Here is a 20,101-nt window from a genome sequence, read left to right as displayed (position 1 = left end):
CAGTTGGGGTAAACCGCTCACTGTCACCATCACAATAGTGAATTGTTGAATCTGTCACCATCGGGCCTGGCTCCGTAGCATGAAGGGGTAGCAGCGCCATCCGGCGCATGCACGGTGACAAGGAGCCCTGACATGCTGGAGTTTGCCCTGATGTCTTATGTGGGGGTGATGTCCATCACGCCCGGTCCCAACAACCTGATGCTGGCCACCTCCGGCGTCAATTACGGCTTTCGCCGCACCTTGCCGCACATGCTGGGTATCAGCATCGGCTGTTCGGCGCAGGTGTTCATCACCGCCTGTTTGCTGGCCTGGGCCTTGCAATGGGTACAGGCGGCCCGTTTGCCACTGGCGGTGGCCGGTTGTATCTACTTGCTGTACCTGTCGTGGAAAATTGCCCGCTCTGCCGCGCCGCAGGGTGGGGAAACCGGCCGGCCCATGGGTTTCTGGGCTGCGGCCTTGTTCCAGTGGGTCAACCCCAAAGCCTGGGTGATGGTGCTCAATGCCTCCATCCTGTTCATGCCGGCATCGGCAGAAACCCGGCTGAGCGCCGCCCTCTTGATGGCACTGGTGTTTGCCGTGGTCAACCTGCCCTGTATCAGCCTGTGGGCCTGGATGGGGGAGCGGCTGCGCCATCTGCTCAGCGGTGCGCGCGGTCTGGTGCTGTTCAATCTGGGTATGGGGCTGTTGATGGCGGCAACCGCACTCTACCTGTTGCTGGACGAAGTGCAGCGCGCCTGGCCGGGCATGCTGTGATGCCTGATGTCCTGATTTGGCAGTATCTTGTCTGGCACCGTCATGCCGCCTGACTTTGCAAGCGCCTAGACTATGTCCATCAACTGCAACAGGGAGTGGATGACATGGATGCAAACAAGGCGGCCTTGCTGGTGATTGATGTGCAGGATTCCTTCTTGCAGCGCGACTACTGGGACGAAACGGCCTTGCCGCCGTTTCGCCAGCATGTGCTGGCGCTGATTGCCGGGGCGCGGGCGGCGGATGTGCCAGTGCTGTATGTATTGCACGAGGATGGCGACGGCCCGTTTGCTGCGGCAAGTGGTTTTGTGCGGCCCATGGCCTGGCTACCAGCCAATCCGGATGCCATCTTCATCAAACACGTGCACAATGCCATGCTGGATTCCGGCCTTCAGCCCTGGCTGGCCGAGCGTGGCATCGGCAAGTTGCTGGTGTCCGGCATCCGCACCGAGCAGTGCTGCGAAACCACCACCCGGGTGGCGTCCGATCTGGGTTTTGCGGTGGACTTTGTCACTGAAGCCACGCTCACCTTTGCCATGCGCCACCCGCTCAGCGGCAAGCTGTACAGCGCGGATGAAATCCGGGAAAAAACCGAGCTGGTGCTGGCCGGGCGTTTTGCCGACATTGTGACGGTGGAACAGGTACTGGCGCGGCTGTAGACGATTCATTTATCCGGCAGGCAGGCCATGGCGGCCTGCTGCTGTTTTGGAGCAAGTTTCATGCCCTTGAAGGATGTATTGCAGGCGCTGGCCATCGTGCTGATCTGGGGCGTCAATTTCGTGGTGATCAAGTACGGTGTGGCCGATGTGCCGCCCTTGTTGCTGGGTGCCTTGCGCTTCATGCTGGCGGCTTTTCCGGCGGTGCTGCTGGTGCGCAGGCCCACGCTGCCCTGGGGCTGGGTGGCGGCATATGGCTTGAGCGTGGGTGTGGGGCAGTTTGCCTTTTTGTTTTCCGCCATCAAGCTGGGCATGCCGGCCGGGCTTGCCTCGGTGGTCTTGCAGTCGCAGGCCTTTTTTACCCTGATTCTGGCTGGCTTCATGCTGCATGAGCGCTGGCAGGCGGCGCAAATCCTGGGCTTGTTGTGTGCCTGTGCCGGGCTGGCGCTGATCGGGCTGGCCAAGGGCGGCAGCATGACGGCCATCGGCTTTGGCCTGACGCTGGCGGCGGCGTTCTGCTGGGCTTCGTCCAATATCATCGTCCGGCTGATGGGCAAGGCCGGGCACAAGGTGGAGCCGCTCAATCTGGTGGTGTGGTCCAGCCTGGTGCCGCCGCTGCCGTATCTGGCGCTGTCCTGGTGGCTGGAAGGGCCGCAGCGCATGGAGATCGCCTTGCGCCATTTTTCGCTCGGTTCCTTCCTGGCGGTGGCCTATCTCGCCTTCATGGCCACCTTGCTGGGTTATGGCATGTGGAGCCGCCTGCTCAGTCGCCATCCGGCCAATAAAGTAGCCCCGTTCTCGCTGCTGGTGCCGGTGGTGGGGGTGCTCACTTCCGCATTGTTGCTGGGCGAAAGGCTGAGCCTGTTGCAAGCAGTGGGCAGTGTGCTGTTGCTGGCCGGACTGGTGGTGAACGTGTTTGGTGGCATGTTGCTGGCACGCTGGCGGCGCGGGGTGGTGGCCCATGGCACGTGATATCTGGTTTGTGCTGCCGCCGCGCTTCATGCTGCTGGATTTTGCCGGTCCGGCCGAAGCCTTCCGTATTGCCACCGAGTTCGGTGCGCCATTCCGGCTGCACTATGCCGCCTGTGACACCGCCACGCAGTGTTCGCTTGGCCTGCCTGTGGGCGGGCTGCAGCCATTACCCCGGCAACTGCCGGAGGGCAGCCTGATTCTGATTCCCGGTGCCGACTGCTCGGCCGAGGCCTACGCCATGCCGGAGGCGCAGCAGATTGTCAGCTGGCTCTCCAGCAGCTTCCAGCCCCAGCATCATCAGCTGGCCACCATTTGCTCGGCAGCCTTGCTGGCCGGCATGGCCGGATTACTGGCACACCGTCAGTGCACCACCCATCACAGCCTGATTGAACGGCTGCGCCAGACCGACAACAGTGCCCAGGTGCTGGAGAACCGCGTTTTCGTGCAGGATGGCAGCGTGTGGACCAGTGCGGGCATCACGGCTGGTATTGATCTGGCCTTGCAGCTGATCAGCCTGCTGGCCGGTGCCGCTACGGCGCGCGAGGTGGCGCGCGAGATGGTGGTGTATTTCCGCCGTGCCGGTCAGGATGCCCAGCTTTCACCGTGGCTGGCGCACCGCAATCACCTGCATCCCGCCGTGCACAAGGTGCAGGACCTGATCGCCGCCAACCCGGAGCAGGACTGGAGCCTGGCCACCCTGGCCGATCAGGTGCATGTCAGCGTGCGCCATCTGTCCCGCCTGTTCCGCGAGCATGCCGGTGTATCGGTGCACGATTACCACCTTGGCTTGCGCGCCGCGCTGGCCGGGCAATGGCGGGCCAGTGGCCTGTCCAAGGAAAAGGCCGCGCTGGCCGCCGGTTTCTCCTCGGCCCGGCAATGGCAGCGTGTGCAACAGGCAGCAGCTGCATCCTGACGAAAATTAACTAAAGTTAACCTTGTTGCTGTCGATATAATGCTGACGCTACGCCCGCGTGCGCCTGCCTTTGTCCCAAGAACAAGTAGAAATGGTCACCGTCATGAACACCTGCACTCGTCATTTGGCCGCCGTATCCCTGTTGCTGGGTCTGACTGCCTGTGCCTCTGCCAGCCAGCCTGTTGCCGAAGCGCCGCGCGCTGCGCCCGAACCTGCTGCCAGCAATACCGCGTTTACCGGTGTGGGCTATGCCGGTGCCGGCATCGAGCCGGAAGCACCCCGTGTGGTGGTGAAAGAGGTCAACCCCAATGCGCCCATCGTGATCCGTGCCACCGGCAGCGGGGCAGCTCCGTATTCCTCTTCCCTGACACCTTCCCAGCGCAAGCTGCTGTCCATGCGTGCCGCGCGGCTGGACGCCTTCCGCTCCATTGCCGAACAGGTGCAAGGCCTGAAGCTGGTGGGTAACAGCTCGGTAGCCAACATGGTGGCCACCAGCGACGGCTTCCGCACTTACGTGGATGCCTATCTGCGCGGCGTGCATCTGGTTTCCACCACCATGCAGCCGGATGGCACCAGCGAAGCCGTGGCGGAAATCACCCTGGATCAGGATTTCTACAAGCAATACAAGAACGCGCTGGAAAAAACTGGTAGTGTGATGAAGGCTGCCCAGCAAAATGGTGTGGCCGGTCTGGAGTGCGCCGAAGGCAACTGCGGTGCCACCCGTTACGAAAGCAATTACTACGTAGCCCACTGATGATGACACGGCGTGTTTACCGCTTGATGGCCGCCCTTGTGGCGGCTTTTGCATTCTCTGCCCCGCTGCTGGCTGCGCCCATCGAGGCGGAAGGGGTTGCCGACATGGAAGCCGGCAGCCCGGCCGCGCGCGAAATGGCCATCCGTGACGCCCTGCAGCAGGCGGCAATCAGCAATGGTGCCGAGCTGCAATCGCTGCAACTGATGCAGTCCGGCAATCTCAGCGAAAGCAGTGTGCTGTCCGCACCGGCCTTGCAAGGCAAGGTGAAAATCCTGCTGGAATACAGCAAGGACGGCATGTATCACGTGAGGCTGAGCATAGACCCGCAAGCCAGCGCCACCGGCCCGGTAGCCAGTGCGCCCACCCCGGCGCAGAACGCCAGCTGCGGCATGCCCGCTGGCCGCAACCTGCGTCGCAAATTGCTGACCACCTACTTTTATGTGGTGAACCCGTCCGAAGCCAACGACCTGCGCAATCTCGCCACCGCACTGCCGGCCGACCTGGCGCGCCGCCTGCGCCAGCAAAGCCAGTTTGATGTGCGCAATGCCGGGCATCTGACCGTGCTGAGCAATATGGCAGCGGACGAGCCGGTTGCCGGTTGGGAAACGGTGCGCGAGCTGGGGCGACGTGAGGACGTGCAGTTCGTGGTGGCCGGCCGGGTATTGTCTACCGGCGTGGTGGCCAAGGGGGTGCGGCGCAGCATGTTCGAGTCCAACAATACCAGCGAGCAAGGTGCCTACTACACCGGCCCGCTGGCGGGGATGTTTGGCCAAGCCTTCAAATATGTGCCGACGGCACGACAGTTCGATATGGAAGTGTGGGTTTACGATGCCCTGACCGGTGCCGTGCTGGCCGACCAGCGCATCAGCCAGCTTGCCCGCGGCAAGGTGGTGGCACAGCTGCCGGTGGATTTTGCCACTGCCGCTTTCTGGGACGGCGACTATGGCCGAGTAGTGAATGAGCTGCTGGATCAGGCCACCCGTCAATTGGGCGACGTACTCAGCTGCATTCCCTTATCGGCCAAGGTGGTGAAGGTGGAAGATGGCCGTCAGGTGTTCATCAATGCCGGTGGGCTGGATGGCATGAAAGTGGGCGACCAGATGCTGCTGTACAAACCGCGTTCGGCGCAGATCGTGCGCAGTGGCGGTGGCGTGCGGGAACTGGGCGTGCCGGAGGACCTGTCCGGCACCATTACCCTGACCCAGGTGCAGCCGAATTTTTCCATTGCCCAGGTGCAAAGCGCCAGGCTCAAGGTGGAAGAGGGCGATTACGTCCGCTTCATGACCCGACGTTGATCTGACTAAAAAGCCCCGCAAGTGCGGGGCTTTTTGCTGGAGCTGGTTTCTTCAGGCCTGCTCGGCAAACGTCAGCAGGGCATCACCCGCCAGCCGGTATTTCACCCATTCGGACTGGGCGGCGGCGCCAAACGACTCGTAAAAATCAATGGCAGGCTGGTTCCAGTCCAGCACGCTCCATTCGAAGCGGCCACAGCCACGGGCCACGGCCAGCTGCGCCAGGTGACGCAACAGCTTTTTGCCGGCACCACTGCCACGCGCCGCCGGGGTGATGTAGAGGTCTTCCAGATACAGGCCGGACTTGCCCTGCCAGGTGGAATAATTGAAGAAATACACCGCATAGCCCACCGGCTGCTGGTCTTGCAGGCAGATCAGGCCATGAGCAGTGCTGTCCGGGCCGAACAGGGACTGTTCGATATCGGCCACACTGGCCACCACTTCGTGTTCGGCCTTTTCATAAATGGCCAGTTCGCGGATGTAATTCAGGATCAGCGCGGCATCGGCGCGGGTGGCGGGGCGGATGGTAATGGTCAACGGTGACTCCTGATACGGGCTTGCGAGCCTGTCTGCCTTGTCATGATGAAAAAAGGCCGGTTGCCCGGCCCTGTGTCTGTGCCTGCAGGATTCAACCTGCCAGCCAATTGCCCGGATGCGATTCCAGCCAGGTCTTGATGTTGCGCGCATCATTGACACGGGCAGAGTTGCCGCCAGCGGCCAGCAGCACAATGATCAGCGGCTGTGAACCCACGGTAGTCTGCATCACCATGCAGCGGCCGGCTTCCTGGATGTAACCGGTTTTCTGGACGCTGATGTCCCAGTTGCCTTCACGTACCAGTGCATTGCTGTTGCGATACTGCAGCACGCGGTTGTGTACCGACACGATCTGGTGCTCTGGCGTGGTGGTAAAGGCGCGGATCAGCGGGTAGTTGTGTGCCGCTTTTACCATGCGCGCCAGGTCATTCGCGGTGGAAGTGTTGCGCAGGTCCAGGCCGGTCGGGTCGTAGAACACTGTTTCGTTCATGCCCAGGCTGCGTGCCTTCTTGTTCATGCGTTCGACAAAGGCCGCGGTGCCACCGGGCAGGGCGGTGCGTGCCAGTGTGGCCGCCGCACGGTTTTCCGAGGACATCAGCGCCAGCAGCAACATTTCCTTGCGCGGCAGGGTGGTGCCCACGGCCAGACGCGAGGTAGTGTTCTTCAGGCGGTCGATTTCCGCATCGGAAACCGATACTTCCTGATCCAGCGAAACCCCGGAATCCAGCAGCACCATGGCCGTCATCAGCTTGGTGATGGAGGCAATGGGCATGCGCTGGTGGATGTTCTTTTCGTACAACGGTTCACCCGTGTTGCCGTTAAGAACCAGCACCGAATGCGAATTGAGGCGCGGAACGGCATGGTTGGCCATCTGGCTGGCAACCATGACGCCAGCAGGTGGCGCGGCCACTGCCGGCATCGCCAGGGCGGCGGAAACCAGCAGGGCGGCAAATTTTCTCAGCATAAGAGATACACTCCCGTGTCTTGTCGTTGGAGATACAGCCTTGCAGAAACGCTTGTCACCACCATGTTGATGGGCAAGGATTCTTCATCTCGGCTCGTGATCGGGTTGCCTACATTTTAAACAATGTTTTGCCTCTGTGGCAGGCAATTTCACAGATAAAAATCAATTATGCGCCGGGAGTGAGTTCATCCTGTTATCGGCGTAAAATCGTCACACTTGAACCGCGCGAAAACACCATGCTGCTTACCTTTCCGGATAGTCCCTTCCGTTTGCACCAGCCCTTCCCGCCTGCTGGCGACCAGCCCAATGCCATTGCCCAGCTGGTGGAGGGCCTGGAAGACGGCTTGTCCTATCAAACCCTGCTGGGGGTCACCGGTTCGGGCAAAACCTTCACCATGGCCAATGTCATTGCCCGCACCGGCAGGCCGGCCATCATCATGGCGCACAACAAGACGCTGGCGGCGCAGCTGTACAGCGAAATGCGCGAGTTTTTCCCGGAAAATGCAGTCGAGTATTTTGTTTCCTACTACGACTACTACCAGCCGGAGGCTTACGTTCCCAGCCGCGACCTGTTCATTGAAAAAGACTCCAGCATCAATGAACACATCGAACAGATGCGGCTGTCCGCCACCAAATCCATTCTGGAACGGCCGGACTGCATCATCGTGGCCACGGTGTCGGCCATTTACGGTATTGGCGATCCATCCGACTACCACCAGATGATTTTGCATCTGAAAGAGGGTGAAACGACCCCGCAGCGCAGTATCATCAGCCGGCTTACCACCATGCAGTACGACCGCAACGATGTGGACTTCGGCCGTGGTACGTTCCGGGTGCGCGGCGATGTGATCGACATCTTTCCGGCGGAAAGCAGCGATACCGCCTTACGCGTCAGCCTGTTTGACGATGAAGTGGAAACGCTTACCCTGTTCGATCCGTTGACAGGCGTCACCAAACAGCGTGTGGGCCGCTATACCGTGTTTCCGTCCAGCCACTATGTGACGCCTCGCGACACCGTGCTCAAGGCCTGCGAAAAGATCAAGCTGGAGCTGGCCGAGCGTATCGAGTGGTACCAGAAGGAAGGCAAGCTGGTGGAGGCGCAGCGCATCGAGCAGCGCACCCGTTTCGACCTGGAAATGCTGTACGAGATGGGCTTTTGCAAGGGCATCGAAAATTACTCGCGCCATTTTTCCGGTCGCGCGCCGGGGGATGCCCCGCCCACGCTGATCGACTACCTGCCCAAGAATGCGCTGATGTTCATCGACGAATCCCATGTCACCGTGCCGCAGGTGGGGGCGATGTACAAGGGCGATGCCGCGCGCAAGAGCAATCTGGTGGATTATGGTTTCCGCCTGCCTTCCGCCGTGGACAACCGGCCGCTGAAATTCCACGAATTCGAAAAGCTGATGCCGCAGACGGTGTTTGTGTCTGCCACCCCGGCAGCTTATGAAAAAGAGCACGCCGGTCAGGTGGTGGAGCAGGTGGTGCGTCCTACCGGCCTGGTGGACCCGGTGATTGAAATCCGCCCGGTAGCGACTCAGGTGGACGATCTGCTATCGGAAATCCGCCTGCGCATGGACCTGGGCGAGCGGGTGCTGGTGACCACGCTGACCAAGCGCATGGCTGAGCAACTGGCGGATTACTACACCGAACACGGTATCAAGGTGCGTTACCTGCACAGCGACATCGATACCGTGGAACGGGTGGAAATCATCCGTGACTTGCGCCTGGGCATGTTCGACGTGCTGATCGGCATCAACCTGCTGCGCGAGGGGCTGGATATTCCGGAAGTCAGCCTGGTGGCCATTCTGGACGCGGACAAGGAAGGCTTCCTGCGCTCGGACCGCTCGCTGATCCAGACCATAGGCCGCGCCGCGCGTAACCTCAACGGCAAGGCGCTGCTGTACGCCGACCGCATCACCGATTCCATGCGCCGCGCCATGGACGAAACCGAACGACGCCGCGCCAAGCAGCTGGCCTTCAATGCCGAGCATGGCATCGTGCCGCAGGGCATCAACAAAAAGATCAAGGACATCATCGACGGCGTGTACAGCGTGGAAGACCAGCGCAAGCGGCTGGTGGATGACGCCAAGGTGGCGATGATGGACGAAAAGACGCTGGCCAAGGAAATCAAGCGTCTGGAGAAGGACATGATGGAAGCGGCGCGCAATCTGGAGTTCGAAAAAGCCGCCCGTCTGCGCGACGAATTGAAGGCGCTGAAGGAAAAGATGTTCATCAGCGATTTGTAAGCGCTGTTGTCATGCAAACGAAAAGCCCCGCCAGTGTAATGCTGATGGGGCTTTGTCCTGAGTGAGCCGTATTTATGCCGCCTGGGCTGCCAGTTGCTGCTTGCGGTAGCGTTGTGCCAGTACCGCGCAGGTCATCAGCTGGATCTGGTGAAACAGCATCAAGGGCAGCACGATGGAGCCGATGGGGTGGCCGGCAAACAGCACCTTGGCCATTGGCACACCGCTGGCCAGGCTTTTTTTCGAGCCGCAGAACACGATGGTGATCTGGTCGGCCCGGTCAAAACCCAGCTTGCGGCTGGAGTAGGCGGTCAACCCCAGCAGGATGGCCAGCAGCAGGCCACACACTACCAGCAGGCCCAGCAAGGATTGTGGCGGGGTTTGTTGCCACAGGCCGGTAATCACTGCCGCACTGAAAGCGGTGTACACCACTAGCAGGATGGAGCCCTGGTCCACATAGCGCAGCAGCGGCTTGTGCTTGTCCACCCAGCCGCCAATCCAGCGGCGGGCAATCTGGCCGGCAATAAAAGGCAGCAGCAGTTGCAACACGATGTCGGTGATGGAACCCATGCCCTGGTCGCTGCCGTGATGGCTGATCACCAGCATGCCCACCAGCAAGGGCGTGATGAAAATGCCGAAGATATTGGACGCCGTGGCGCTACAAATGGCCGCCGGGATATTGCCCTGCGCCATCGAGGTAAAGGCAATCGACGATTGCACAGTGGACGGCAGCATGCACAGGTAGAGCACGCCCAAGTAAAGCTCCGGCGTCACCAGCGGGCCCAGCAGCGGCTTGAGCGCCAGCCCCAGCACGGGAAACAGTACAAAGGTGCAGGCCATTACCGTCAGGTGCAGCTTCCAGTGGGTGGCACCGGCAATCACGGCTTCGCGCGACAGCTTGGCCCCATGCAGGAAAAACAGCAGGCCGATGGCCAGGGTGGTGATCAGGTTCATGGCCTGGGCCACCTCGCCCTGACAGGGCAGCAGGCTGGCCAGGGTGACCGTGGCAATCAGCGCCAGGGTGAAGGAATCAATCATTTTCAGCATGAGAATGCCCTATTGCAGCGGGAAATCAGCTTGCTATTGAACCGTGAAAACATTCAGACTACAAATTGATTTATCAGATCAATAGATAAGAAAAAGTCATGAATGTCAGTTTGCGCCAGTTACAGGTGTTCCGGGCGGTGGCACGCCTGCGCAGTTTCAGCCGGGCCGGGGACGAAATCGGCCTGACCCAGCCCGCTGTCAGCCGTTGCATCCGCGAGCTGGAAGCCGAACTCGGCATGCGCCTGCTGGACCGGACCACGCGCGAGGTGGAGCTCACCGCTGCCGGCCTGCGTTTTGCCGGCCAGCTATCCCGCTTGCTGGATGAGTTGCAGCTGTTGCTGGAAGAGGCGCGCAAGGAAGGCGAGCAGGCACATGGCACCGTCCATATCGCCAGCAGCCCCACCTTGTCCGCCAGCTTGCTGCCCAGCTTGCTGGCGCAATGTGCCCGCCAGTTTCCACACATCCGTCCGGTGCTGCACGACCAGGTACAGCGCCTGAATGTGGAAAGCGTGCGCAGTGGCGAGGTGGATTTCGGCATCGTGGTGGAGCCGGGCCTGGTGGATGATCTGGAATGCCAGCCTTTGCTGGATGATGGTTTCTGGCTGATTTGCCGTGGTGACCATCCGCTGGCCGCCATGGATGCCGTGCCGTGGCAGGCACTGGACGGGCTGCCGCTGGTGTTGCTGGATTACAGTTCCGGCAGCAGGGCGGTGATAGACCGCATTCTGGCCAGCCAGGGGGTGCACTGCCCGGTAGCCCAGCAACTGGGGCATTCCAGCTCGGTTTTCCAGATGGTGCAAGCCGGTATCGGTATCAGCGTGTCGCCGGGGCTGGCCCTGCCATTGCCTGCCGGAGCCAGCCTGACCGTACGACCGCTGCTGCCGGAACAGCGCCGCAGCATCATGCTGATCCGCCGACGCCAGCGCTCCTTATCGCCGGTGGCAGAACGCTTGTGGCAGCTGGCCTTGCAACTGGGGCCGCAATTGCAGACGCTGGCCAGCCAGCATGTGGGCGGGATGGTAGCCTGAGCCCAAGCCGACGTGATTGGTCAGCACGGCTGCTTTTCTGCTAGCCTGCCAGCATTTTCTGCCAGCAGGCCTTACCGGATCATCCTGATGAAAAAAACACTGACTTCCCTGACCTTCTGTGCCGGCCTGTTGCTGGCAGGTTCCAGTCTGGCCGATGAAACCATCGTGCTGTTCCGTCATGCGGAGAAACCGGCTGCTGGTCTCGGGCAGCTCAGTTGCCAGGGGCTGAACCGGGCATTGGCACTGCCTGCGGTACTGGCCGCCCGCTTTGACCGACCGGCTGCCTTGTTCGCCCCCAATCCCGGCATCCGCAAGAAAGACGGCGGCGTGCCGTACAACTACATCCGTCCGCTGGCCACCATCGAGCCCACCGCCATCCGTCTGGGTTTGCCGGTGAATACCGACTTTGGCCTGGATGAACTGGACGCGCTGGAGGCCGCCATCACCAGCCCGGCCAACCGGGACGCCACCGTGTTCGTATCATGGGAGCACCGGCTGGTGGCAAAGATGGCGGCGCAACTGCTTGGCCGCTACGGGGCAGACCCGGCCCAGGTGCCTGCCTGGCATTACAGCGATTTCGACAGCCTGTATGTCGTCACTCTGCAGCAGCAGGACGGACGCACCGTCGCCCGCTTCCGGGTGGAAAAGCAGGGTTTGAACAATCAGGCGCAGACCTGCCCTGGTGAAAAGTGATTCGGCGGAACATGGCTTTGCCCATGCCGGCTTGATGCTTTTCGTGACAGCTTGAGCATGTGCATATCAGTGCGTTGACGTCTTGCTGCATTGCAAAATAAGTCAGACTTTTCCGGGTGATGACAGGCAGGTATAGTGCTGCCCGGCGGCATCCGTAGCGCCAGCATGCACGCTGGCCGCGGTGCAGTCACACAGCCATGGCCGCTACCGGCCTGCACCTGGTCCATCACTTTGTCTGACACGCTCAATGATGAACGCTCCTGCCACTGTCACTCTCAATCCTTGTCTGGATTGCGGCGCCTGTTGCGCCAGTTTTCGTGTTTCCTTCTACTGGACCGAGGCTGTCAGCCTTGGCCTGCCCGATACCGCGCTGGAGCAAGCCAGCCCCTGGCATGCCTGTTTGCGCGGCACCAATCAGCCTGCACCACGCTGTATGGCCTTGCAGGGCGAAGTAGGACAGTCCGTGTCCTGCAGCCTGTATGCCCAGCGCCCCTCGCCATGTCACGAGGTGCAGGCGGGCGATGCCCAATGCCGCAAAGCCAGGCACAAGCATGGCCTGCCGGAGTTGCCCGTTCTGGCACTCCGTCAAGGCTGAAACCGGCAGCAGGCTCCGGTGCTGGGCGACCCTCTGCCTGCCTTGCTCGGTAGCCGGCTTGCTGTTGGTCTAAATCGTGATAAAGCAATGATTTAAATCGTAAGTTGCTAAATAATCGGTGTCTTTTCCAGTTTAATGCTGGATGAGTTTTGATGCCTGTATTGTTCCGTGTACAGGGCGTGTATCGCTGGGGCTGGTTCAGCCTGAGCAAAACAGCTACCGCATGGCCTGTTTTCTTCCTATAACCCTGATATCGGGAGCAGGTAATCTTCATTCATTAATTTAAAGTTGAGCAAACATGACAAACAGAAGCCGGTCGCCGTGGAAGGTTTTCCTGTTTGCACGTTTGTGCTATCTGCTGATTGGCTTTGCCATGGTGCTGATTGCCAGCGAGTGGGCCATGCAGCGCTGGTCTGCCGGGCGTCTGGCCAGTGCGCGCGAGCAGGTGATCCAGCAAGAGGCCATGCCGCAGCTGGAGCGCAAGCAAAAGCTGGTGCAGGACATGTTCAACACCATGTATGAAAACACCCGCACCATCAGCCTGATGCCCAGTGTGCGGCAAATCCGCGGGGGTAACCGGGCGGATGAAAAAGAAGATGTGGTGGCCAATCACCGCTTTACCGCCGATGCTTTCCTGACTGTGCAACAGGTGTTCAACAACCTGGTCAGCCGCACCCGGGTGTCAGAAGTTTACGCTGTCATGGACGGGCTGGACTTCAAGAAAGGCCAGGTGCCTTTTTTCATGTTTGATACCGTGCGACTGGAACCGGAAGGCGGGAAAAAAGACGAGGACGAGGCCAAAAGCAAGGACCCGGACGTCCCTGAACAACTGGAAGACGAGGAATACAGCTATTTCCCCACCCAGCTGGCCGAGCTGAAAGCCTCACACCCGCGCTTTGATTTCAAGGTGCTGGATGACATCCCGGCAGTCACTTCGCCGCTGATGCGTACCTGCGACAATACCCAGTACTACTCCAAATCGCAGTGCAATGTGTACGACGCTTCCGGCTTCCTGTATTCCGTGCCGGTCTACGATATGCAGCACCAGTTCATCGGGGTGGTGTCGTCCATCGTGCGCGCCAATGTATTCGAGGCAGCGTTGCTCAACATGCCTTTCCTGGTTCTTACCCCCAAAGACAAGGAAGAAGCGGCCAAAACCGGGCTGAAAATGCCGGAGGAGGCCGGTAATTTTGCGCTGGTCAATGCCGAGCGCGGCATCCGTATCTTCGACCGCCGCAATACCGTGCTGCCCGACTTGCTCAGTGGCAAGCAACAGGCGGCTGCACTGGGTGGTGCCTGGCTCAGCCTGCCCGTGAAAATCCATAGCGACAAGCCATGGACGCTGTACTACTACCTGACCCCGGCGCAGCTGGAGCGGCAGCTGGCTCCCTTGTATGCCAGTCAGCGCAATACCATGCTGGTGGTGCGACTGGTGCTGGGCCTGCTGTTCCTGTTCGGGCTGTTCGTAGTGTACCGCCAGTATCAAACCTTCAAGCAGATTTACGACCTGCGCCGCATCGAATCCACCATGATTGCCGTGGCGGAGAACTTCGACCTCACCCGGCGGGTGGAAGGCTTGTGCAGCAAGCAGGCGGCCAGGGCTGGCGAGGCCCTCAATCGCCTGTTGCAAGCCCTGCAGGACGGCATGTTGCAAGTGGAAACCTGCCTGCAGGCCGTGGTGGAAGCCAACCGCAATATGGGCGTTACCTCACAGCATTTGAGCATGGTGGCCGAAACAGGCGAGCGGGCGTCGCAGCATATTGACCAGTCCTTGCAGCAATTGAACGGCGGCATGCTGGACATCCTGCGCAAGGTGGACAAGGCCGCCACGCTGTGTAGCGATTCGGCAGAGCGTGCACACCAGAACAAGGCCATCATTCATACCGCGCTGAATGACATCCGCTCGGTGTCTGCTGCGGTGGGACAAACCGCCAGCTGCCTGCATCAGTTGCAGGACTCCAGCGCCGCCATTACCAGGATTGTCGCCGTCATCGAATCCTTGGCCGCGCAAACCAATCTGCTGGCACTCAATGCCGCCATCGAGGCTGCGCGTGCCGGTGAAGCCGGGCGCGGTTTTGCCGTGGTGGCCGACGAAGTGCGCAAGCTGGCGGATTCCACCAGCCGTTCCACTGGTGAAATCGAGGCCATCGTCAAATCCATTGGCAGTCAGGTGCAGCTTGCCGTGGCGGACATGCAGCAAGTGGAAGACAGCGTGGCCACCAGTGTGGACAACATCAACCTGGCTGGTGAATCGGTACAAACCATCAGCCAGCAGGCGGCAGAGGTGGTGCAACTGGTGGGCGGGGTCAGCCAGAACGTGGCCGAACAACAACAAAGCTGTGCCGAACTGGCGGACAATGTGAGCGGTATTGCCGGTGGCGCCTCGGAAACCCGCAGCGAGGCCGATGCCACGGCCCATGCGCTGGCCAAGCTGGATGGGCAAGTCGAACAGATACATGGCATTGTCAGCCGCTTCCGCCTGCGCTGATCATCCTCAATGCCTGCCCGGTCACGCTGCCGCCCTACTACCGATGGTGTATGGCAATGAGGTGTGACTGCATTTATGTTCGACAGCTCCGGGCTGTGTATCATGGCCAGTCAGCAAGGCATATCAACAAAACTTTATCTGCTGTCCTTACAGCATGAATTAGGGTCATCGCAGCATGGTTGCTTCCGCAAGAACCCGTTTCATCCGGCTGGTGGTCTGTGCCTATTGCGTGCTGGCCATGCTGTGGATATTGCTGTCCGATAGCCTGCTTTCCTTGCTGGCCGACCCTGCCACCATGCTGGAACTCTCCACCTGGAAAGGTGCCGTCTTCGTGCTGATGACGGCAGCGCTGCTGTATTTCTCTTTGCGTGCCGTACCACCGGCCGAACACAATGCCGCTGCCGGCCTGCTGGAAAGCTGGTCGGAGCGCATGAGCAAGGAACGCATCCCCGGCTGGCTGGGTTATGTGTTTGCCATTGTTGCCGTGCTGGCGGCATTGGGCCTGCGCCAGCTGGTGCCCATCAGCATTTATCAGCGGCCCATGTTCATCATGCTGATGTTCCCGGTCTTGGTGACTGCCTTGTTGGGAGGCCTGGGGCCGGGCCTGCTGGCTACCTTGCTGGCTGTGCTGGGTATTGACCTGATGGCCACGCCACACTTCCACAGCCCGGAAAGTACGCCGGTTTATACCTTGCAATGGGGTTTTCTCGGCCTTTGCGGCGTCACGGTCAGCCTGTTCAGCGGCATGCTGCGACGACTGGCACAGCGCAACGAAACCCATCGAAACCTGCTGGATGCCGTGGTCAGCGGCACTTCCGATGCGGTGTTCGTCAAGGACAGGCAAGGCCGTTACCTGCTGGTGAATGAAGCGGCCTGCCGTTTTGTCGGTCACACGGCGGCGGAAATCATCGGGCAGGATGACCGCGCCTTGTTCGATGCCGAATCGGCCGACAGCCTGATGCGCAGTGACGGCGCCATCATGCAGGCAGGTACATTGCATGCGCATGAGGAACATGTGCGGCTGCCGCATGGAGTGGAGATGGTGTTCCAGGTCAGCAAAGGGCCGGTGTTCGATCTGGACGGCCAGGTGGTGGGCCTGTTCGGCATTTCGCGTGATATCTCGCGGCACAAGCAGGCCGAGCAGCGCCTGCGCGACAGCGAGGCGGAGCTGCGGGCAGCACAGCGGCTGGCCGGTATCGGTAACTGGAACTGGGATGTGCTGCAGGACAGGCACAGCTGGTCCAGCGAGATCTACCACATCTATGGCCGTTCAACGGACTTGCCGCCGGCGGTGTATCCGGAAGTGGCCAGCTACTTTACCCCGGAGAGCTGGGCCAATTTGTCGGCGCTGGTGGAACAGTGCCTGCATGACGGCCACGCCTACCAGTGTGATGCCGAAGTGATACGTCCGGATGGCGAGCACCGCTGGATCACCGCCCGCGGCGAGGCGGTGTGCGATGAAAATGGCCGCGTGGTGCGCCTACACGGCACGGTGCAGGACATCAGCGAGCGCATGCGCCTGACCATGCAGATCCGCAGCAGCGAACGCCGTCTGCAGCAAGTGGTGGAGGCCACCAGCGACGGTTTCTGGGACTGGGACCTGCGCACCGGTTATGTCTATCGTTCGGCCCGTTATTTCTCGCTCACCGGCTATGCGCCGGAAGACGATACCCACGACGTGTCTTTCTTTCGCAAGCTGTTGTTCAGCGATGACCTGGAAGTCTGGCAGCAGGCCCTCAACGCGCACCTGCGCGGTGAAACCAGCCAGATGGAGTTTGACATCCGCCTGATGACCCGCAACGGCGAGTTGCTCTGGGTACGCGTGCGGGGCAGGGCAGTGGAACGCAGTCCCAGCGGCGAGGTGTGGCGGCTGGTGGGCACGCTGTCCGACATTACCGAACGGCGGCGGCTGGATGAAGACCTGCATCTGGTGCTGAATGAAGCCGGCGATGCCATCTGGATTGCCGATGAAAACGGCCATTACCTGTTTGCCAATCCTTCTGCCTGCCGCATGACCGGCCACAGCCAGTCGCAGATTCTGCAAATGCACATTGTCGATTTGCTGGCACCTTCCAGCCAGGCCACGCTGCCTGCACATCTGCTGGCCTTGCAGGACCAGCGCTTCATCCGCTCCGAATGGGAGCTGAACCGCGCCGATGGCGGCGTGGTGGTGACCGAGCTGACCACCGTGCGCATGCAGGATGGCCGTTACATAGCCTTTGGCCGCGACCTGACGGAAAAGAAAGCGGCCGAGCAAAGGCTGTTGTCTCGCGAGCAGCAACTGGCGCGGGTGATTGAAGGCTCCGACCAGGGCTATTGGGACTGGAACGTGCAAACCGACGATTTCCAGGTCAGCCACCGCTGGAAAGCCATGCTGGGCTACACGGCAGACAGCGGCCCGGTCAGCCGGCAGCAGTGGTTGTCCCACATCCACCCCGAGGATTTGCCGCAGGTGGAAAGCAGCATGCAGCGCCATCTGGATGGTCTCAGCCCGACATATGAAATGGAAATGCGCTGCCACAGCCTGAGCGGTGGCTGGCGCTGGGTGCTGTCACGCGGCCGGGTGGTGGAGCGCGATGCCGAAGGCCGGCCATTGATGATGTCCGGCACCCATACCGACATTACCGAACACAAGATTCATGCCCAGGCGCAAAAAGAAGCCGCCGTGGTGTTCGACAGCAGCTACGAAGGCATCATGGTGGTGTCGCCGGCAGGGCGCATCACCAAGGTCAATTCCGCCTTTACCCGCATCACCGGTTATGCCGAACACGAAGCCATCGGCAGTTCACCCGCGCTGCTGTCCTCCGGCCAGCACGGACCGGCCTTTTATCAGGACATGTGGGCCATGGTGCGCCAGCATGATTTCTGGCGCGGCGAAATATGGAACCGGCGCAAGAATGGCGAACTGTATGCCGAGCTCTTGTCCATTTCGGTGGTGCGTGATCAGGCCGGCCAGATCCAGCACTACATCGGCATCTTTTCCGACATCACCCAGCTCAAGGCGCATGAGGCCGAACTGGATCGCATTGCCAACTTCGACCCGCTCACCGGCGTGCCCAACCGCCGGCTGCTGTCCGACCGCATGGAGCAGGCACTCACCCGCAGCCGTCGCACCGGACAGTGCTGTGCGGTGTGTTTTCTCGATCTGGATGGTTTCAAAACGGTCAATGACCTGCACGGCCATGAAGCGGGCGACCAATTACTCATTGCGGTGACCGAGCGGCTCAAATCGGTCCTGCGCGCTGGCGATACCCTGGCCCGGCTGGGTGGCGACGAGTTTGTGCTCTTGCTTTCCGACCTGGCAGACAATGAGGAATGCATGCCCATTCTGGATCGCGTTCTGGCTGCGGTGGCAGAGGAAGTGCCGCTTGCCAGCGCCAGCATCAGCACCAGTGCCAGCGTGGGGGTCACCCTGTTTCCGCAAGACGATGCCGATGCCGATACCCTGCTGCGTCATGCTGATCAGGCCATGTACCAGGCCAAGGAGGCGGGCAAAAACCGCTACCAGCTGTTCGACCCGGAAGGCGACCGCAAGGCACAGCTGCACCGCCGCATGCTGGAGGCTTTGGGCCAGGCTTTGCAGCAACAGCAATTCCTGCTTTACTACCAGCCCAAGGTGGATCTGCAAGACGGTCGGCTGATCGGCCTGGAGGCACTCATACGCTGGCAGCATCCGGAACGGGGCCTGCTGGCACCGGCAGACTTCCTGCCGGTGCTGCAAGGCAGTGCGCTGGAAATCACCTTTGGCCGCTGGGTGCTGGAGCAGGGCATCGCCCAGGCTGCCAGCTGGCAGCAGCTGGGCATGCCGCTGGCGGTCAGCCTGAATGTCAGCGCCAACTATCTGCTGCACCCGGATTTCTGCCCGGACTTGCAGCAGGTATTGCGCAGCCATCCGGCGCTGGATCCGTCCTTGCTGGAACTGGAGGTGCTGGAGTCAGCTGCGCTGGATGATATGGACCAGGCATTGTGGGTCATGCAGCAATGCCGCACCCTGGGTGTGCATTTTGCACTGGACGATTTTGGCACCGGTTATTCCTCGCTGACCTATCTGCGCAAGCTGCCGCTGGATACCCTGAAAATCGACCAGAGCTTTGTCATGGGCATGCTGGATGATGCTGATGACCTGGGCATCGTGGCCGGGGTGATTCAACTGGCTGCAGTATTCAAGCGCCAGGTGATAGCCGAAGGTGTGGAAACCATGGCGCATGGCATGGCCCTGCGCAAATTGGGCTGCAGCCTGGTGCAGGGCTATGGCATTGCGCGGCCGATGCCGGCACAAGCACTGCCGGACTGGATACGGCAGTGGCAGCAGCAGGCGGCCTGGCAGCAAATGGATCAGGGTCCGGCTATCTGAAGCATTGAGCAAGGGCAAGAATGATAACAAGACGAAATGCCGTGTTTGGCTTGTGTACATTGTTGTGCAGCGTGTTGCCGCAAGGCGTGAGCGCGGGGAGCGGTCGCGCCGTGGTGTTGCAGATCGGCTTTGGCAGCAACAAGCCTCCCTATGTGTTCGAGGCGGAACGGCGTGGACTGGAGTTTGACATCGTGGTGGCCGCAGCACGCCGGGCCGGTATGGAAGTACAGCCTTTCTTTGCCCCGATGGAGCGCTTGCAGGGCATGTTGCAGCAAGGGCGTCTGGACGGTATTGCCACCACCAATCCCTACAGCAGGCTCAAGGCTTATTTCTCCCAGCCCTATATGGAATACCACAATGTGGCGGTCGCGCTGGCGCAGCGCAAACTGGTGCTGAACGACATTGCCGACCTGTCTCGCTATTCCGTCAGCTCATTCCAGCGCTCCCGCCAGTTGCTGGGGCCACAGTTCGAAGCCATGGCCAATGGCAACCCGCGCTATCGCGAAGAGGGTGACCAGCAAATCCGCAACCTGCTGCTGTACGCTGGCCGGGTGGATGTCATTGTCGGCGATTGGCGCATCATCCAGTATTTCCACCGCCAGTTACCGCCGGAACAGTCAGCCAGACAAGCCCTGACCGTCTATCCGCTGTTTCCGGCCACACCCTACCAGATGGCCTTTCGCTATCAATGGCAGCGTGACAATTTTGATCGGGGCCTGGAAATGCTGCGCAAGTCTGGCGCATACCGCGAGATCGAGGCGCGTTACGACCATGTGCCATAGCGACTGCGCCGGACAGCCGCCCGGAATGCTGGC

The 20,101-nt window shown here is 60.7% G+C and carries 16 protein-coding genes; 13 read left to right on the top strand and 3 right to left on the bottom strand.

All coding sequences use genetic code 11. The features are described 5' to 3' along the window. The first annotated feature begins 132 nt into the window (after positions 1-132). The 6 genes from JHD62_RS17720 (at position 133) to JHD62_RS17695 (ending at position 5,340) form a co-directional block, all read left to right on the top strand. Positions 133-753 carry a LysE family translocator gene (locus tag JHD62_RS17720; protein WP_199104008.1) on the top strand — a complete coding sequence of 207 codons (621 nt, stop codon included), beginning with the start codon at positions 133-135 and terminating at the stop codon, positions 751-753. Between the two features lie 104 nt (positions 754-857). Further along, entirely contained in the window at positions 858-1,409 is a 552-nt protein-coding gene (locus JHD62_RS17715) for an isochorismatase family protein (protein WP_199104007.1), read from the top strand. 60 nt (positions 1,410-1,469) lie between these two features. After that, positions 1,470-2,378 (top strand): EamA family transporter, encoded by a 909-nt coding sequence (locus JHD62_RS17710; protein WP_199104006.1) that lies wholly within the window; start codon positions 1,470-1,472, stop codon positions 2,376-2,378. Next, positions 2,368-3,291 (top strand): GlxA family transcriptional regulator, encoded by a 924-nt coding sequence (locus tag JHD62_RS17705; RefSeq protein WP_199104005.1) that lies wholly within the window; start codon positions 2,368-2,370, stop codon positions 3,289-3,291. Before JHD62_RS17710 ends, JHD62_RS17705 begins: the two co-directional genes overlap by 11 nt. A gap of 103 nt (positions 3,292-3,394) precedes the next feature. Further along, a complete protein-coding gene (locus JHD62_RS17700; RefSeq protein ID WP_045848385.1) occupies positions 3,395-4,045 on the top strand; it encodes an LPP20 family lipoprotein in 651 nt (216 codons plus the stop codon). Then, a complete protein-coding gene (locus tag JHD62_RS17695; RefSeq protein WP_199104004.1) occupies positions 4,045-5,340 on the top strand; it encodes a flagellar assembly protein T N-terminal domain-containing protein in 1,296 nt (431 codons plus the stop codon). The genes JHD62_RS17700 and JHD62_RS17695 overlap by 1 nt, the downstream gene beginning before the upstream one ends. A 51-nt stretch (positions 5,341-5,391) precedes the next feature. On the opposite strand, the gene JHD62_RS17690 is transcribed toward JHD62_RS17695, so the two are convergent. Beyond that, the gene (locus JHD62_RS17690) at positions 5,392-5,874 is read right to left on the bottom strand and encodes a GNAT family N-acetyltransferase (RefSeq protein WP_199104003.1); all 483 of its coding nucleotides are present in this window, start codon (positions 5,872-5,874) and stop codon (positions 5,392-5,394) included. A gap of 91 nt (positions 5,875-5,965) precedes the next feature. Beyond that, entirely contained in the window at positions 5,966-6,835 is an 870-nt protein-coding gene (locus tag JHD62_RS17685) for a serine hydrolase (RefSeq protein ID WP_131354591.1), read from the bottom strand. 236 nt (positions 6,836-7,071) lie between these two features. Here JHD62_RS17685 and uvrB point away from each other — a divergent pair, with 236 nt between their 5' ends. Then, entirely contained in the window at positions 7,072-9,084 is a 2,013-nt protein-coding gene (uvrB, locus tag JHD62_RS17680; RefSeq protein ID WP_199104002.1) for an excinuclease ABC subunit UvrB, read from the top strand. Positions 9,085-9,156: 72 nt separating this feature from the next. On the opposite strand, the gene JHD62_RS17675 is transcribed toward uvrB, so the two are convergent. Then, positions 9,157-10,128, bottom strand: coding sequence for a bile acid:sodium symporter family protein (locus JHD62_RS17675; protein WP_131354585.1), 972 nt, complete (start codon positions 10,126-10,128; stop codon positions 9,157-9,159). A gap of 98 nt (positions 10,129-10,226) precedes the next feature. Here JHD62_RS17675 and JHD62_RS17670 point away from each other — a divergent pair, with 98 nt between their 5' ends. From JHD62_RS17670 to JHD62_RS17645, 6 genes are all read left to right on the top strand, one after another. Then, positions 10,227-11,156 carry a LysR family transcriptional regulator gene (locus tag JHD62_RS17670; RefSeq protein ID WP_199104001.1) on the top strand — a complete coding sequence of 310 codons (930 nt, stop codon included), beginning with the start codon at positions 10,227-10,229 and terminating at the stop codon, positions 11,154-11,156. Between the two features lie 87 nt (positions 11,157-11,243). Further along, positions 11,244-11,849: a hypothetical protein gene (locus tag JHD62_RS17665; RefSeq protein WP_199104000.1), complete on the top strand. Its 606-nt coding sequence runs from the start codon at positions 11,244-11,246 to the stop codon at positions 11,847-11,849. Positions 11,850-12,096: 247 nt separating this feature from the next. After that, on the top strand, positions 12,097-12,444 hold the full coding sequence (locus JHD62_RS17660; RefSeq protein ID WP_233161067.1) for a YkgJ family cysteine cluster protein: 348 nt from the start codon (positions 12,097-12,099) through the stop codon (positions 12,442-12,444). A 298-nt stretch (positions 12,445-12,742) separates the two neighbouring features. Further along, positions 12,743-14,932, top strand: coding sequence for a methyl-accepting chemotaxis protein (locus JHD62_RS17655; protein ID WP_199103999.1), 2,190 nt, complete (start codon positions 12,743-12,745; stop codon positions 14,930-14,932). A 175-nt stretch (positions 14,933-15,107) separates the two neighbouring features. Then, positions 15,108-19,286, top strand: a complete 4,179-nt coding sequence (locus tag JHD62_RS17650) for a PAS domain S-box protein (protein WP_199103998.1) — start codon at positions 15,108-15,110, stop codon at positions 19,284-19,286. Positions 19,287-19,306: 20 nt separating this feature from the next. Then, positions 19,307-20,068: an ABC transporter substrate-binding protein gene (locus JHD62_RS17645; protein ID WP_199103997.1), complete on the top strand. Its 762-nt coding sequence runs from the start codon at positions 19,307-19,309 to the stop codon at positions 20,066-20,068. The last annotated feature ends 33 nt before the right edge of the window (positions 20,069-20,101 follow it).

It is taken from the genome of Aquitalea sp. ASV11, assembly GCF_016429185.1.
Classification (GTDB): domain Bacteria; phylum Pseudomonadota; class Gammaproteobacteria; order Burkholderiales; family Chromobacteriaceae; genus Aquitalea; species Aquitalea pelogenes.
This window is presented reverse-complemented; position numbering and strand designations above follow the sequence as displayed.

Coding starts and splice junctions, on each gene's coding strand:
- JHD62_RS17660 (WP_233161067.1), top strand. CDS start 12,097: ATGATGAACGCTCCTGCCACTGTCACTCTCAATCCTTGTCTGGATTGC.
- JHD62_RS17685 (WP_131354591.1), bottom strand. CDS start 6,835: ATGCTGAGAAAATTTGCCGCCCTGCTGGTTTCCGCCGCCCTGGCGATG.
- JHD62_RS17675 (WP_131354585.1), bottom strand. CDS start 10,128: ATGCTGAAAATGATTGATTCCTTCACCCTGGCGCTGATTGCCACGGTC.
- JHD62_RS17720 (WP_199104008.1), top strand. CDS start 133: ATGCTGGAGTTTGCCCTGATGTCTTATGTGGGGGTGATGTCCATCACG.
- JHD62_RS17650 (WP_199103998.1), top strand. CDS start 15,108: ATGGTTGCTTCCGCAAGAACCCGTTTCATCCGGCTGGTGGTCTGTGCC.
- JHD62_RS17705 (WP_199104005.1), top strand. CDS start 2,368: ATGGCACGTGATATCTGGTTTGTGCTGCCGCCGCGCTTCATGCTGCTG.
- JHD62_RS17665 (WP_199104000.1), top strand. CDS start 11,244: ATGAAAAAAACACTGACTTCCCTGACCTTCTGTGCCGGCCTGTTGCTG.
- JHD62_RS17670 (WP_199104001.1), top strand. CDS start 10,227: ATGAATGTCAGTTTGCGCCAGTTACAGGTGTTCCGGGCGGTGGCACGC.
- JHD62_RS17715 (WP_199104007.1), top strand. CDS start 858: ATGGATGCAAACAAGGCGGCCTTGCTGGTGATTGATGTGCAGGATTCC.
- JHD62_RS17710 (WP_199104006.1), top strand. CDS start 1,470: ATGCCCTTGAAGGATGTATTGCAGGCGCTGGCCATCGTGCTGATCTGG.
- uvrB (WP_199104002.1), top strand. CDS start 7,072: ATGCTGCTTACCTTTCCGGATAGTCCCTTCCGTTTGCACCAGCCCTTC.
- JHD62_RS17655 (WP_199103999.1), top strand. CDS start 12,743: ATGACAAACAGAAGCCGGTCGCCGTGGAAGGTTTTCCTGTTTGCACGT.
- JHD62_RS17700 (WP_045848385.1), top strand. CDS start 3,395: ATGAACACCTGCACTCGTCATTTGGCCGCCGTATCCCTGTTGCTGGGT.
- JHD62_RS17645 (WP_199103997.1), top strand. CDS start 19,307: ATGATAACAAGACGAAATGCCGTGTTTGGCTTGTGTACATTGTTGTGC.
- JHD62_RS17695 (WP_199104004.1), top strand. CDS start 4,045: ATGATGACACGGCGTGTTTACCGCTTGATGGCCGCCCTTGTGGCGGCT.